This window comes from Pseudomonas sp. Pseusp16 (assembly GCF_047324915.1).
In the GTDB taxonomy this organism is placed as follows: Bacteria; Pseudomonadota; Gammaproteobacteria; order Pseudomonadales; family Pseudomonadaceae; genus Aquipseudomonas; species Aquipseudomonas fluorescens_CD.
Map to the genome: position 1 here is coordinate 600,786 of NZ_CP168522.1, position 13,141 is coordinate 613,926.

The 13,141-nt window shown below is 59.6% G+C and carries 12 protein-coding genes; 1 reads left to right on the forward strand and 11 read right to left on the reverse strand.

What is annotated here, in order from left to right:
• Positions 1-274 precede the first annotated feature (274 nt).
• From aceA to ACEN8Q_RS02550, 10 genes are all read right to left on the reverse strand, one after another.
• Positions 275-1,600 (reverse strand): isocitrate lyase, encoded by a 1,326-nt coding sequence (aceA, locus tag ACEN8Q_RS02505; protein WP_096510123.1) that lies wholly within the window; start codon positions 1,598-1,600, stop codon positions 275-277.
• Positions 1,601-2,076: 476 nt separating this feature from the next.
• Positions 2,077-2,838, reverse strand: coding sequence for a secretin N-terminal domain-containing protein (locus ACEN8Q_RS02510; RefSeq protein ID WP_413426021.1), 762 nt, complete (start codon positions 2,836-2,838; stop codon positions 2,077-2,079).
• Positions 2,839-3,114: 276 nt separating this feature from the next.
• On the reverse strand, positions 3,115-3,540 hold the full coding sequence (locus ACEN8Q_RS02515) for a GNAT family N-acetyltransferase (RefSeq protein ID WP_413704439.1): 426 nt from the start codon (positions 3,538-3,540) through the stop codon (positions 3,115-3,117).
• Positions 3,533-4,702 (reverse strand): JmjC domain-containing protein, encoded by a 1,170-nt coding sequence (locus ACEN8Q_RS02520; protein ID WP_413704440.1) that lies wholly within the window; start codon positions 4,700-4,702, stop codon positions 3,533-3,535. Before ACEN8Q_RS02520 ends, ACEN8Q_RS02515 begins: the two co-directional genes overlap by 8 nt.
• Before the next feature lie 86 nt (positions 4,703-4,788).
• Positions 4,789-6,159 carry an adenylosuccinate lyase gene (gene purB, locus ACEN8Q_RS02525; protein WP_007940861.1) on the reverse strand — a complete coding sequence of 457 codons (1,371 nt, stop codon included), beginning with the start codon at positions 6,157-6,159 and terminating at the stop codon, positions 4,789-4,791.
• 124 nt (positions 6,160-6,283) lie between these two features.
• On the reverse strand, positions 6,284-6,907 hold the full coding sequence (gene hflD / locus ACEN8Q_RS02530) for a high frequency lysogenization protein HflD (protein ID WP_057399860.1): 624 nt from the start codon (positions 6,905-6,907) through the stop codon (positions 6,284-6,286).
• The gene (gene mnmA / locus ACEN8Q_RS02535) at positions 6,904-8,049 is read right to left on the reverse strand and encodes a tRNA 2-thiouridine(34) synthase MnmA (protein WP_413426016.1); all 1,146 of its coding nucleotides are present in this window, start codon (positions 8,047-8,049) and stop codon (positions 6,904-6,906) included. Before mnmA ends, hflD begins: the two co-directional genes overlap by 4 nt.
• A 59-nt stretch (positions 8,050-8,108) precedes the next feature.
• Positions 8,109-8,555, reverse strand: coding sequence for an NUDIX hydrolase (locus tag ACEN8Q_RS02540; protein WP_413704441.1), 447 nt, complete (start codon positions 8,553-8,555; stop codon positions 8,109-8,111).
• A 216-nt stretch (positions 8,556-8,771) separates the two neighbouring features.
• Positions 8,772-10,997, reverse strand: coding sequence for an NADP-dependent isocitrate dehydrogenase (locus ACEN8Q_RS02545; protein WP_413704442.1), 2,226 nt, complete (start codon positions 10,995-10,997; stop codon positions 8,772-8,774).
• A 327-nt stretch (positions 10,998-11,324) separates the two neighbouring features.
• Positions 11,325-11,492 (reverse strand): hypothetical protein, encoded by a 168-nt coding sequence (locus tag ACEN8Q_RS02550; protein ID WP_413426010.1) that lies wholly within the window; start codon positions 11,490-11,492, stop codon positions 11,325-11,327.
• On the opposite strand from ACEN8Q_RS02550, the gene icd reads away from it, so the two are divergent.
• A complete protein-coding gene (gene icd, locus ACEN8Q_RS02555; RefSeq protein ID WP_057399856.1) occupies positions 11,491-12,747 on the forward strand; it encodes an NADP-dependent isocitrate dehydrogenase in 1,257 nt (418 codons plus the stop codon). The genes ACEN8Q_RS02550 and icd overlap by 2 nt on opposite strands.
• A gap of 81 nt (positions 12,748-12,828) precedes the next feature.
• Here the strand turns inward: icd and cspD are convergent, their stop codons facing one another.
• Entirely contained in the window at positions 12,829-13,083 is a 255-nt protein-coding gene (cspD, locus tag ACEN8Q_RS02560) for a cold shock domain-containing protein CspD (protein ID WP_413704443.1), read from the reverse strand.
• Between the last annotated feature and the right edge of the window lie 58 nt (positions 13,084-13,141).

Sequence of the window (13,141 nt, forward strand, 5' to 3'; positions counted from 1 at the left end):
CTGGATCAATGTTTTTCCAGGTCACCACCATCCCCTGTACCCGTAGGAGCGAGCTTGCTCGCGATGGTGGTCAGCGATGACGCTGGGGGCCTGACACCCCGCGGCGCCCTCAGGGTCATCGCGAGCAGGCTCGCTCCTACAGGGGGGGGGGCTTGCGTTGTTTGTTAAATCGCAGGAAAAAAAAACGCCCCGAACCAGTCGGGGCGTCAGATGTGCAGCGTTGCGGTTAGCTTTTTATCCGGTCCGCAACGGCTGATGTCTCAAGCGAAGCAGATCAGTGGAACTGTTCTTCTTCGGTCGAACCGGTCAGTGCTGTTACCGAAGACGAGCCACCCTGGATCACGGTGGTCATGTCGTCGAAGTAGCCGGTGCCCACTTCCTGCTGGTGAGCCACGAAGGTGTAACCCTTGGCGGCGTCGGCGAATTCCTGCTCTTGCAGCTTCACGTAGGCAGTCATGTCGTTGCGGGCGTAGTCGTGCGCCAGGTTGAACATGCTGTGCCACATGTTGTGAATGCCGGCCAGGGTGATGAACTGGTGCTTGTAGCCCATGGCGGACAGTTCGCGCTGGAACTTGGCGATGGTTGCGTCGTCCAGGTTTTTCTTCCAGTTGAAGGAAGGCGAGCAGTTGTACGACAGCAGTTGGTCCGGGTATTCCTTCTTGATCGCTTCAGCGAAGCGACGGGCTTCTTCCAGGTCCGGCTTGGCGGTTTCGCACCAGATCAGGTCGGCGTACGGCGCGTAGGCCAGGCCGCGAGCGATGGCCTGGTCCAGACCGGCGCGAACCTTGTAGAAACCTTCCTGGGTGCGTTCGCCAGTCACGAATGGCTGGTCGTACGGGTCGCAGTCGGAAGTCAGCAGGTCAGCGGCGTTGGCGTCGGTACGAGCCAGGATGATGGTCGGAGTACCGGCAACGTCGGCCGCCAGACGGGCAGCGGTCAGCTTCTGTACGGCTTCCTGGGTAGGAACCAGTACCTTGCCGCCCATGTGGCCGCATTTCTTCACGGAAGCCAGCTGGTCTTCGAAGTGAACGCCGGCGGCGCCTGCTTCGATCATGCTCTTCATCAGCTCGTAAGCGTTCAGTACGCCGCCGAAACCGGCTTCGGCATCAGCCACGATGGGTGCGAAGTAGTCGATGTAGCCAGCGTCGCCCGGGTTCTTGCCGGCTTTCCACTGGATCTGGTCGGCACGACGGAACGCGTTGTTGATGCGCTTGACCACGGTTGGAACCGAGTCCACCGGGTACAGCGACTGGTCCGGGTACATCGATTCGGCGGAGTTGTTGTCCGCAGCCACTTGCCAGCCCGACAGGTAGATCGCCTGGATACCGGCTTTGACTTGTTGTACAGCCTGGCCGCCGGTCAGGGCGCCCATGCAGTTGACGAAATCTTTCTCAGGACGGAAGGCCGGCTTGGCACCCTGGGTGACCAGGTTCCACAGCTTCTCGGCGCCCATTTTTGCAAAGGTGTGCTCAGGTTGAACCGAGCCACGCAGGCGGACGACGTCAGCAGCGGAGTAAGTGCGTGTCACGCCTTTCCAGCGCGGGTTTTCAGCCCAGTCTTTTTCGAGGGCTGCAATTTGCTGTTCGCGTGTCAGTGCCATGGGAGATAAACCTCGTCGCGTCTTTATGAAAAGTTGTTCTGCGGTGGAAAATTCCTGCGCTCGCTGACCAGAAGCTTAAGCGGTCAAGTCGGATTCGGCGGGGAGGGCGACGGGATGAACGATCGGCTCGAGGGGAAGTGAGCAGGTAAAGGCGAACTGCGGGCGCATTCGGGCGTCGTGGGCCTTGGTACGAACATCAGTGTGCTGCCGGGTTACCTAATTACGCTTCCGTCCCTCGGGACAACTTCGTTCCAGTCGACAACCTCGTCAAACACACCTTGTGGGCGGTACAGACACGAAGCGGTTCGCGGGGGTAGGTTGCGAACATCGCCTCGAAGGCCCTTGCCAGGGCCCCTGATTAGCGGGAGCGAGGCCATCATGCCTTCGCTTTTTTGGCTCGTCAAACGTTTTGTAGTGCTTTTTTTCGAGCACTACATCTTTGGTCTAATACGACTCGGCAGTCAGTTTTTGGTGCTTTAGTCCAGGGTGTCGACTTTAACCCGCAAAGTCATGTCGTTGCGGCTCTGGGTCGAGTAGCTGCGGGTCAGGCCCTGTTTGTCGGCCTGGGTCTGGCCATTGACCCCGGCCAGCAGGATCCACTCACCGAGGTGGCCGGTGACGGTTGTGTCGGTGCTTTGTACGTTCACTACATCGGGACGCTCCTGGCTCATGCGGTCACGGTTGGTACTGATCGACAGGTGAACGATGTCGCCAGTGACGTTTGCGGTGACGTAGAAACCCTGGGTGACATTGCGATACTCGGTCTGGCTGCTGTAGCCGCCATAGGAATCGCTCTGGCTGCTGGTGACCGGCACGCTCTGGCCGACCTGGATCAGTGCCGGTGCGCCTTCGCTGGCCTGTACCTGCTGAATGCCGCCGTCGCGGCTGTCGGTGCTGTAGTTGATGATGCGGGTCTGGCCTGGCTTGGCGCCGTTCACCGCTTGACGCTGGTCACCCTGGAAGTTGTTGTCACTGGTGTCGACGGTGATCAGCAGCCGTTTGGGCGCTGTATCGAGTTGCGAAAGAAGGGCTTTAAGTTCGTCGATCTTGCGCTCATCGGCGTTGACAATCAGTTGGCTGCCGTAGGCGCTGACCTGGCCTTCCTTGCCGACGAAATCCTGCGCAACCGGCAGCAGGTCGGCGCTGGTGTGGTATTTGAGGGGGATGATTTCTGTGGCTGCCAGCACCGAAAAACTGCAGCCGAGCAGCAGGGTGGTGAGCAGGGTGCGTAGGGACATGTCCGTTATCTCCGCGTTATAAAGGCTTGATATTGCCACTTTGTCGGCCCGGGGTTTGTAGGAGCGAGCTTGCTCGCGATGGTCTTGAGGACGCCGCGGGGTGTCAGGCTTCCAGCATTATCGTTCACGCCCATCGCGAGCAAGCTCGCTCCTACAAGTTTGTCGGCTCGGGGTGGGGTAAGTTGAATCGTAGACAGCAAAACGCCCCGGCATCGCGTGATGTCAGGGCGTTTTGTGGTGCTGTGGCGAGGGAGCAGGCTCCCTCGCCATAGGGTATCAGGTCGAGTGCCGCACCATGTCCACATGCGGAATCCCGGCTTCCAGGAACTCCTCACTGACCATGTTGAAGCCCAGGCGCTCATAGAACGCCGTGGCTTGCACTTGGGCGCTGAGCATCTGTTGCTTCAAGCCGCGTTCTTCGGCTTCGCCAATCACCGCCTGCATCAGCTTGTCGCCGACTTTCAGGCCGCGCCAATCCTTGAGCACCGACACTCGGCCGATGTGACCATCGGGCAGCAAACGGGCGGTGCCAATCGGAAAGTCGCCTTCGAACGCGAGGAAGTGCACGGCGGTTGCATCGTCGGCATCCCATTCCAGTTCAGGTGGAACGCACTGCTCGGCGACGAACACCGTTTCACGAATGCGCCGGATCTCGGCGTTGTCCTTCTGCCAGTCTGCGACACGTACGTGAATCTTATTCATCGGCAAACCCCAGGCTTCCCTGCTTGACCAGTTCGCACAACAGGCCGCGGCCGTCTTCATCGCTCAGCCATTCGCCGAGGTTGTCGGCGTGCAGCGCGTCAGCGGCGCAGATCATCTTCAGCAGTTCGCGCAGTTTGCCCGGCAGATAACGGCTCTGGCCGCTGGCGAACAGCAGCAGGTCGTCGTCGACTTCGGACCATGCCAGGCGTGCGCTCGGGTTGCGAATCAGGATTGCGCCTTGTTCCAGGGCAGACATGAAGTCGTCTTCTTCGACGTCCTCCGGGCCCACCACCAGTTCCGGGTAGCGTGGCTCGGTCATGAACTGGCCAAACCAGGTCAGCAGCAGGCGCTCGTCGCTCATGTGTTCGGCCAGCAAGCCTTTCAGGCGGTCGAGTGCGTCGCGCTGGATCTGGTGAGGATCGGCAGTCGGCAAGGCGTCGGCGTCGGTGTAGCGTTCTTCGTCCGACAGGAACTGGCTGAGGAAGTCAGTGAAGTGGGTCAGCACTTCGGCAGCGCTCGGCGCGCGGAAGCCGACCGAGTAGGTCATGCATTCATCAACGGCAACGCCGCAATGGGCCAGGCGCGGTGGCAGGTAGAGCATGTCGCCCGGTTCCAGCACCCATTCGTCGGTGGCTTCGAACTCGGAGAGGATGCGCAGGTCGGCGTGGGCCAGCAGCGGGCTCTCGGTGTTGCACATCTGGCCGATCTTCCAGTTGCGCTTGCCGTGGCCTTGCAGCAGGAACACGTCGTAGTTGTCGAAGTGCGGACCAACGCTGCCACCTGGCGCGGCGTAGCTGATCATCACGTCGTCGATGCGCCAGCTCGGCAGAAAACGGAAGTTTTCCAGCAGTTCGCTGACTTCCGGGACGAACTGATCCACAGCTTGCACCAGCAAGGTCCAGTCAGTTTCAGGCAGCTTGCTGAATTCATCTTCGGCGAACGGGCCGCGACGCAGTTCCCACGGGCGCTCGCCATTCTCGATGATCAGGCGCGATTCGACTTCTTCTTCCAGCGCCAGGCCGGCCAGTTCGTCGGCGTCGATCGGGCTTTCGAAATCAGGAATCGCCTGGCGGATCAACAGCGGCTTTTTCTGCCAGTAGTCGCGCAGGAATTCCCGTGCCGTGATGCCGCCCAGAAGTTGAAGAGGAGTATCAGGATTCATGTGTAACCTATTGAAAAAATGCACTTTTCAGACGGGAATAAAAACGCCCGGCGCGGCCGGGCGTCTTAAAAGGGTCTAGCGGTCGATCAGATGCGTTTGGCTTGTGCTACAGCGTTGCCGATGTAGTTGGCCGGGGTGAGCAGTTTCAGCTCAGCCTTGGCGGCAGCTGGCATGTCCAGGCCGTCGATGAAAGTCTGCAGCGCTTCAGGGCTGATGCCCTTGCCGCGGGTCAGTTCTTTCAGCTTTTCATAGGGGTTTTCGATGTTGTAGCGACGCATCACGGTCTGGATCGGCTCGGCCAATACTTCCCAGCAGGCGTCCAGGTCAGCGGCAATCTTCTGCTCGTTGAGCTCAAGTTTGCTGATGCCTTTGAGGCTGGCTTCGTACGCGATCACGCTGTGGGCGAAGCCGACACCGAGGTTGCGCAGCACGGTGGAGTCGGTCAGGTCGCGCTGCCAGCGGGAGATCGGCAGCTTGCTCGCCAAGTGCTGGAACAGTGCGTTGGCGATGCCCAGGTTGCCTTCGGAGTTCTCGAAGTCGATCGGGTTCACCTTGTGCGGCATGGTCGACGAACCGATTTCGCCTGCGATGGTGCGCTGTTTGAAATAACCCAGGGAGATGTAGCCCCAGATGTCGCGGTCGAAGTCGATCAGGATGGTGTTGAAGCGTGCGATCGCGTCGAACAGTTCGGCAATGTAGTCGTGCGGTTCGATCTGCGTGGTGTACGGGTTGAAGCCCAGGCCCAGCTCGTCTTCGATGAAGGCGCGGGCGTTGGCTTCCCAGTCGATCTCAGGGTAGGCCGACAGGTGTGCGTTGTAGTTGCCGACAGCGCCGTTGATCTTGCCCAGCAGTGGAACGGCAGCGACCTGGGCGATCTGGCGCTCCAGGCGGTAAACCACGTTCGCCAGTTCTTTGCCCAGGGTGGTCGGCGAGGCCGGTTGACCGTGAGTACGCGACAGCATCGGCACGTCGGCGAAGCGGATGGCCAGTTCGCGGATGGCATTGGCGGTCTGGCGCATCAGCGGCAGCATCACGTCATCACGGCCTTCACGCAGCATCAGGGCGTGGGACAGGTTGTTGATGTCCTCGCTGGTGCAGGCAAAGTGGATGAACTCGCTGACCTTGGCCAGTTCCGGCAGCTTGGCCGCTTGCTCTTTGAGCAGGTATTCGATGGCTTTGACGTCGTGGTTGGTGGTGCGCTCGATCTCTTTGACGCGCTCGGCGTGCTCCAGAGAGAAGTTTTCCGCCAGGGTGTTGAGCACAGCGTTGGCTTCGGCGGAGAACGCCGGCACTTCGCTGATGGCAGGGTGAGCGGCCAGGCGCTGGAGCCAGCGCACTTCAACCAGGACGCGGGCACGGATCAGGCCGTACTCGCTGAAAATTGGGCGCAGGGCCTGGGTTTTGCCGGCGTAGCGGCCGTCAACAGGGGAAACCGCAGTGAGCGAAGAGAGCTGCATGGGGTGTTCTCGGACAGTCGGGCAACGAAATGGGGCGCGTATCATACATGAAAAAATCCGCCGGTCCGTCGCCAACTGACCGGCGTATTACGCGTATTGCTAAGTTCGGTACTGTCGATGCGGGTTATTCGTTACGCATCAATGGGTAAAGCTCTTTCAGCAATTTGCGGCGGCTGATCACCAGCTGCCAGCGATGACCGCCCAATTGCCGCCACAGGCGCGCCGAACGAATGCCGGCCAGCAGCAGGGCGCGAATTTTCGAGGCATTGCTCGGTTGTTGCAGGTTACGCATGTCGCCATGCACCTGGATGCGTTGGCGCAGGGTGCTCAGGGTGTCCTGATACAGCGCGCCGCACGCTGCGATCACGTTTTCGTGCGCCGGGCCGAAGTGTTCGACCTGGGATTGAATCTGCGGCAGGCGCTTGCCGATCACGTCGAGCATGTCGTTGCGCTTTGCCAGTTGGCGCTCAAGACCGAGCATGGCCAGGGCGTAGCGCAGCGGCTCGCGCTGCAGGGCGCTTGGGTCGCGTTCAAGGGCGCCGATCAGGGCGCGATAACCTTCACGCAGGTTGATGTCATCGCCGCCATAGACTTCCAGAGTGTCCTTGGGGTCGCGAATCAGCAAGCTGCCGAGCATGCAGGTCAGGCCGGCCTCGTTGGTCTGGCCGGTCTTGGCAATCCTGTCCACCAGCACGGCGGCGAGAAACACGCCGCCCAGTGCTGTCAATTGCTCCTGAATGGGGCTCATTGTTGCTCGCCTTGAGGGGTGCCCTTGCTGGTCCATGGCTCAGCCACTTCAATAACGCCGCCGCCGAGGCAGACTTCACCGTCGTAGAACACCACGGACTGGCCCGGAGTGACTGCGCGTTGCGGATCATCGAAGGTTGCGCGATAACCCGTGGCGGTCTTTTCCAGGGTGCAGGGCTGGTCGCCCTGGCGATAACGGACCTTGGCGGTCAGCTTGCGCGGCTGGCTCAGATCGATCGGGTTGACCCAATAGATATCGGAAGCGAGCAGGGCGCGGGAGAACAGCCACGGGTGATCATTACCCTGGCCAACGATCAGTTCGTTGTGTTCCAGGTCCTTGATCAGCACGTACCACGGCTCATCGCTGGCATCTTTCAGCCCGCCAATGCCCAGGCCCTGGCGCTGGCCGATGGTGTGATACATCAGGCCGTGGTGGCGGCCGATGATTTCGCCTTCGGTGGTCTTGATCTCGCCCGGTTGCGCCGGCAGGTACTGCTTGAGGAAATCGCTGAAGCGGCGCTCGCCGATAAAGCAAATCCCGGTGGAATCCTTTTTCTTCGCGGTCGCCAGCTCGTATTTCTCGGCAATGGCACGCACTTGCGGTTTTTCCAGTTCGCCGACCGGGAACAGGGTCTTGGCGATCTGTTCGCCGCCGACGGCGTGCAGGAAGTAGCTCTGATCCTTGTTCGGGTCCAGGCCCTTGAGCAGTTCGGTGCGGCCATCGATGTCGCGGCGACGCACGTAGTGACCGGTGGCGATCAGGTCGGCGCCGAGCATCATGGCGTAGTCGAGGAACGCCTTGAACTTGATTTCGCGGTTGCACAGGATGTCCGGGTTCGGCGTGCGTCCGGCCTTGTATTCGGCCAGGAAATGCTCGAACACGTTGTCCCAGTACTCGGCGGCGAAGTTGGCGGTGTGCAGTTTGATGCCAATCTTGTCGCACACGGCCTGGGCGTCCGCCAGGTCGTCCATTGCGGTGCAGTATTCGGTTCCGTCGTCTTCTTCCCAGTTCTTCATGAACAGGCCTTCCACCTCATAACCCTGCTCGATCAGCAGGAGGGCGGAAACGGAAGAGTCCACGCCGCCGGACATGCCGACAATGACGCGCTTCTTTTGTGTGTCAGAAGGGGCTGGATCACGCATAGGGATTCAATGAGTGTCTTGAAAAAGGACGCGATTCTAACAGGCTCCAGCCTGCAAGGCTAAAGAGAAGGACGGATCAATTCGAGGCCGAAGTGTTTACCGTCCAGATAATCATCGATACAGCGGATGATCAACTCGCTGCGCCAGTTGGCACGCTGTTCGATTAATTCTTCGCGGGTCAGCCACTTGGCGCCGACAATGCCGTCGTCCAGCTGGTAATCGGGATGGTGTTTCAACGCTTTGGCGATGAAGCAGACCCGCTGGTATGTCACACCGTTGCTGGGGGCGGTGTAGAGGTAAATGCCCAGCACGCCGGTCGGTTCGACGTCCCAGCCGGTTTCCTCGAGGGTTTCACGGACAGCGGCTTCGGTCAGGGTTTCGTTCGGATCCAGATGGCCGGCGGGCTGGTTGAGCACCACGCGTCCGTGCTTGAGTTCCTCGACCATCAGGAAGCGGCCGTTGTCTACGATGATGGTGGCGACGGTGATGTGGGGTTGCCAGTCCATGGGATTTCCTCAACTTCAGATGTTGGAGTGCGGTCAATGTGGGAGCGGGCTTGCTCGCGAAAGCAGTGGGTCAGTCAACATCGATGTTGAATGATAAACCGCATTCGCGAGCAAGCCCGCTCCCACATGGATCGGATTTCTCAGATAAATTTATGTGAACGCTAAAAAACACAAACCCCGGCACAGGGCCGGGGTTTGTGATGTTCCCTTACAACCTTAAACCAGCGCAGCGACAGCCGCGTTGAAGGTTGCGCTTGGGCGCATGGCCTTGCTGATCAGCTCGGCGTCGGCGTGGTAGTAACCGCCGATGTCCACTGGCTTGCCTTGAACGGCGTTGAGCTCGGCAACGATGGTCGCCTCGTTCTCGGTCAGGGTCTTGGCCAGGGTCGCGAACTGCGCTTGCAGTGCAGTGTCTTCGGTCTGGGCAGCCAGGGCTTGAGCCCAGTACAGCGCCAGGTAGAAGTGGCTGCCGCGGTTGTCGATGTTGCCGACTTTGCGCGATGGCGACTTGTTGTTGTCCAGGAACTGGCCGGTGGCCTGGTCCAGGGTCTTGGCCAGAACCAGCGCCTTTGGATTGTTGTAGGTCACGCCCAGGTGTTCCAGGGACGCAGCCAGGGCCAGGAACTCACCCAGCGAATCCCAGCGCAGGAAGTTCTCTTCCAGCAGCTGCTGAACGTGCTTCGGAGCCGAACCGCCGGCGCCGGTTTCGAACAGGCCACCGCCGTTCATCAGCGGCACGATCGACAGCATCTTGGCGCTGGTGCCCAGTTCCATGATCGGGAACAGGTCGGTCAGGTAGTCACGCAGTACGTTGCCGGTCACCGAGATGGTGTCTTTGCCTGCGCGGGTGCGCTGCAGGGTGTACTTCATGGCGTCGACCGGCGACATGATCTGGATGTCCAGACCGGCAGTGTCGTGATCCTTCAGGTAAGCCTGAACTTTCTCGATCACCACGCCATCGTGGGCGCGCAGCGGGTCCAGCCAGAAAATCGCCGGAGTGCTGCTGGCGCGAGCGCGGTTGACGGCCAGTTTGACCCAGTCCTGGATCGGCGCGTCTTTGGTCTGGCACATGCGGAAGATGTCGCCGGCTTCAACCGACTGCTCCAGCAGCAGGTTGCCCTTGCTGTCGGTGACGCGAACAACGCCGTCAGCCTTGATCTGGAAAGTCTTGTCGTGGGAACCGTACTCTTCGGCTTTCTTCGCCATCAGGCCAACGTTCGGCACGCTGCCCATGGTGGTTGGATCGAAGGCGCCGTTTACCTTGCAGTCTTCGATCACGGCCTGGTAGATGGTGGCGTAGCAGCGATCCGGGATCACGGCCTTGGTGTCGTGCAGCTGACCGTCGGTGCCCCACATCTTGCCGGAGTCACGGATCATGGCCGGCATCGAGGCGTCGACGATCACGTCGCTCGGCACGTGCAGGTTGGTGATGCCTTTGTCGGAGTTGACCATCGCCAGGGAAGGGCGAACGGCGTAGACCGCCTGGATGTCAGCTTCGATGGCAGCTTGTTGCTCGGCAGGCAATGCCTTGATGCGAGCGTACAGGTCGCCAATGCCGTTGTTCAGGTTGAAGCCGATCTGTGCCAGCACTTCAGCGTGCTTGGCCAGTGCGTCCTTATAGAACTCGGCAACGATCTGGCCGAACATGATCGGGTCGGAGACCTTCATCATGGTGGCTTTCAGGTGAACCGACAGCAGCACGCCTTGTGCCTTGGCGTCTTCGATTTCGGCCGCGATGAAGCTGCGCAGGGCGTTTTTGCTCATGACCGCGCAATCGAGGATCTCACCGGCTTGTACGGTGGTCTTTTCTTTCAGGACGGTGGAGGTGCCGTCCTGAGCGATCAGTTCGATTTTCACGGCGTCAGCGGCGTCGATCAGGGCGGCTTTTTCGCTGCCGTAGAAATCGCCGGTGCTCATGTGCGCGACGTGGGACTTGGAGTCCTTGGCCCAGGCGCCCATTTTGTGCGGGTGCTTGCGTGCGTAGTTCTTGACCGACAGCGGAGCGCGACGGTCGGAGTTGCCTTCACGCAGAACCGGGTTCACGGCGCTGCCCTTGACCTTGTCGTAGCGCGCCTTGGCTTCTTTGTCGGCGTCGCAGGTCACGGTTTCCGGGTAGTCCGGCAGGTTGTAGCCCTGGGCTTGCAGTTCCTTGATCGCGGCTTGCAGCTGTGGAACCGAAGCGCTGATGTTCGGCAGCTTGATGATGTTGGCTTCAGGCGTAACGGCCAGGGCGCCCAGTTCGGCGAGGTGGTCGGCTACGGCTTTGTCGCCCAGTTGCTCGGGGAAGCTGGCCAGGATGCGCCCTGCAAGAGAGATATCGCGGGTTTCAACGGCGATATCGGCCGAAGCGGTGTAGGCCTCGATGATAGGCAACAGAGAATAGGTGGCGAGGGCTGGGGCTTCGTCGGTGAAGGTATAGATGATCTTCGAGCGGGTGGGCATATTCGGATTAACTCTCTCTTCTTTGCTAAAGCGTGCGCAGAAACTCGAGGGCGCCGGGTAAGCGCGTTCGTTCAAAGTCATCCATGAGCCGAATATCGAGGTTTCGTTGCTGTGATGTTGGGTGCATCAGTAGGGTGTCAAGCAGCCGGGCTGCGGTAACAGACCGGCTTATCGGGCGTAAACACTCGTCGTAGAGCTGTTTGGCCCGTCGTGACCCTTTAGTCAGCGGCGGCATTATACATAGGTAGCTGGCAATCTGCCGATGGTTCATACGCAACGAATGTCGTCCATTGGTCTAAAGGTCGCAGGGGCGAGCAAGGCGTAAGGTCATTCGTCGTGCTTGAATTTGGCGCTTTTCCCTTTGCTTTCAGGCTTGTAGCGCGCGAGTTGCAAGGCTTTGCGGCAGTTGGATGGAACATAGGGTTTGCGCGCCGATTCAACTGGGTTACGCTCGAACCAAGCCAGATGTTCAATCCAATCAATGGAGTTCAGCATGGGTTACAAGAAGATTCAGGTTCCAGCCGTCGGCGACAAAATCACCGTCAATGCAGACCATTCTCTCAATGTTCCTAATAACCCGATCATCCCCTTCATCGAAGGCGACGGCATTGGTGTCGACATCAGCCCGGTCATGATCAAGGTTGTCGATGCTGCTGTTAAGAAGGCCTACGGTGGCGAGCGCAAGATTTCCTGGATGGAAGTGTACGCCGGGGAGAAAGCGACTCAGGTTTACGATCAGGACACCTGGCTGCCTCAGGAAACCCTGGACGCGGTCAAGGATTATGTGGTTTCCATCAAGGGCCCGCTGACCACCCCGGTCGGTGGCGGCATCCGTTCCCTGAACGTGGCCCTGCGTCAGCAACTCGACCTGTACGTCTGCCTGCGCCCGGTGCGCTGGTTCGAAGGCGTGCCTAGCCCGGTCAAGAAGCCAGGCGATGTCGACATGACCATCTTCCGTGAGAACTCCGAAGACATCTACGCCGGCATCGAGTGGAAGGCCGGTACGCCGGAAGCCACCAAGGTCATCAAGTTCCTCAAGGAAGAAATGGGCGTTACCAAGATCCGTTTCGACGAGAACTGCGGTATCGGCGTCAAGCCGGTGTCCCTGCAAGGCACCAAGCGTCTGGCGCGCAAGGCCCTGCAATATGTGGTCGACAACGATCGCGATTCGCTGACCATCGTGCACAAAGGCAACATCATGAAGTTCACCGAGGGTGCCTTCAAGGAATGGGCTTACGAAGTGGCGGCTGAAGAGTTCGGCGCGACCCTGCTCGACGGTGGCCCGTGGATGCAGTTCAAGAACCCGAAAACCGGCAAGAACGTTGTCGTCAAGGATGCCATCGCCGACGCCATGCTCCAGCAGATCCTGCTGCGCCCGGCCGAGTACGATGTGATCGCAACCCTGAACCTGAACGGTGACTACCTCTCCGACGCCCTGGCGGCGGAAGTGGGCGGTATCGGTATCGCGCCGGGTGCCAACCTGTCCGACACCGTGGCCATGTTCGAAGCCACCCACGGTACGGCACCGAAGTACGCAGGCAAGGACCAGGTCAACCCGGGTTCGCTGATCCTGTCCGCTGAAATGATGCTGCGCCACATGGGCTGGACCGAAGCAGCCGACCTGATCATCAAGGGCACCAACGGCGCGATTTCCGCCAAGACCGTGACCTATGACTTCGAGCGTCTGATGGAAGGCGCGAAACTGGTGTCGTCTTCCGGTTTCGGCGATGCGCTGATCTCGCACATGTAAGAAAACGCAGGCATATGAAAACCGCCTGATTCAAGCGTTTGAGTCAGGCGGTTTTTTTATGGCGGGATGATGATGGGGGGCTTACACCGTAACGGTCTGTTGCACGGAGGATGTAGCCGCTTTCGAGGCATCCATCGGGTTGCCGATGTTGATCGCGTGCAGACCTTTGGGGCCCTGGATGATCTCGAATACGACAGCTTGCCCGGCTTTCAGGGTTTTATAACCATCCATTTTAATGGCTGAGTAGTGGGCAAACAGATCTTCTGTCTTGCCTTCCTCGTTGATGAATCCGTAACCCTTGGCATTGTTGAACCACTTCACCTTGCCGACAGCCATACCCATATCCCTCTGCAACAGACTCCATCACTGGAGTATCATCCAGTACATCCGCAGT

Bases quoted from the DNA above. Each gene is read 5' to 3' on its own strand.
- aceA (WP_096510123.1), bottom strand. From the start codon at position 1,600: ATGGCACTGACACGCGAACAGCAAATTGCAGCCCTCGAAAAAGACTGG.
- ACEN8Q_RS02510 (WP_413426021.1), bottom strand. From the start codon at position 2,838: ATGTCCCTACGCACCCTGCTCACCACCCTGCTGCTCGGCTGCAGTTTT.
- ACEN8Q_RS02515 (WP_413704439.1), bottom strand. From the start codon at position 3,540: ATGAATAAGATTCACGTACGTGTCGCAGACTGGCAGAAGGACAACGCC.
- ACEN8Q_RS02520 (WP_413704440.1), bottom strand. From the start codon at position 4,702: ATGAATCCTGATACTCCTCTTCAACTTCTGGGCGGCATCACGGCACGG.
- purB (WP_007940861.1), bottom strand. From the start codon at position 6,159: ATGCAGCTCTCTTCGCTCACTGCGGTTTCCCCTGTTGACGGCCGCTAC.
- hflD (WP_057399860.1), bottom strand. From the start codon at position 6,907: ATGAGCCCCATTCAGGAGCAATTGACAGCACTGGGCGGCGTGTTTCTC.
- mnmA (WP_413426016.1), bottom strand. From the start codon at position 8,049: ATGCGTGATCCAGCCCCTTCTGACACACAAAAGAAGCGCGTCATTGTC.
- ACEN8Q_RS02540 (WP_413704441.1), bottom strand. From the start codon at position 8,555: ATGGACTGGCAACCCCACATCACCGTCGCCACCATCATCGTAGACAAC.
- ACEN8Q_RS02545 (WP_413704442.1), bottom strand. From the start codon at position 10,997: ATGCCCACCCGCTCGAAGATCATCTATACCTTCACCGACGAAGCCCCA.
- icd (WP_057399856.1), top strand. From the start codon at position 11,491: ATGGGTTACAAGAAGATTCAGGTTCCAGCCGTCGGCGACAAAATCACC.
- ACEN8Q_RS02550 (WP_413426010.1), bottom strand. From the start codon at position 11,492: ATGCTGAACTCCATTGATTGGATTGAACATCTGGCTTGGTTCGAGCGT.
- cspD (WP_413704443.1), bottom strand. From the start codon at position 13,083: ATGGCTGTCGGCAAGGTGAAGTGGTTCAACAATGCCAAGGGTTACGGA.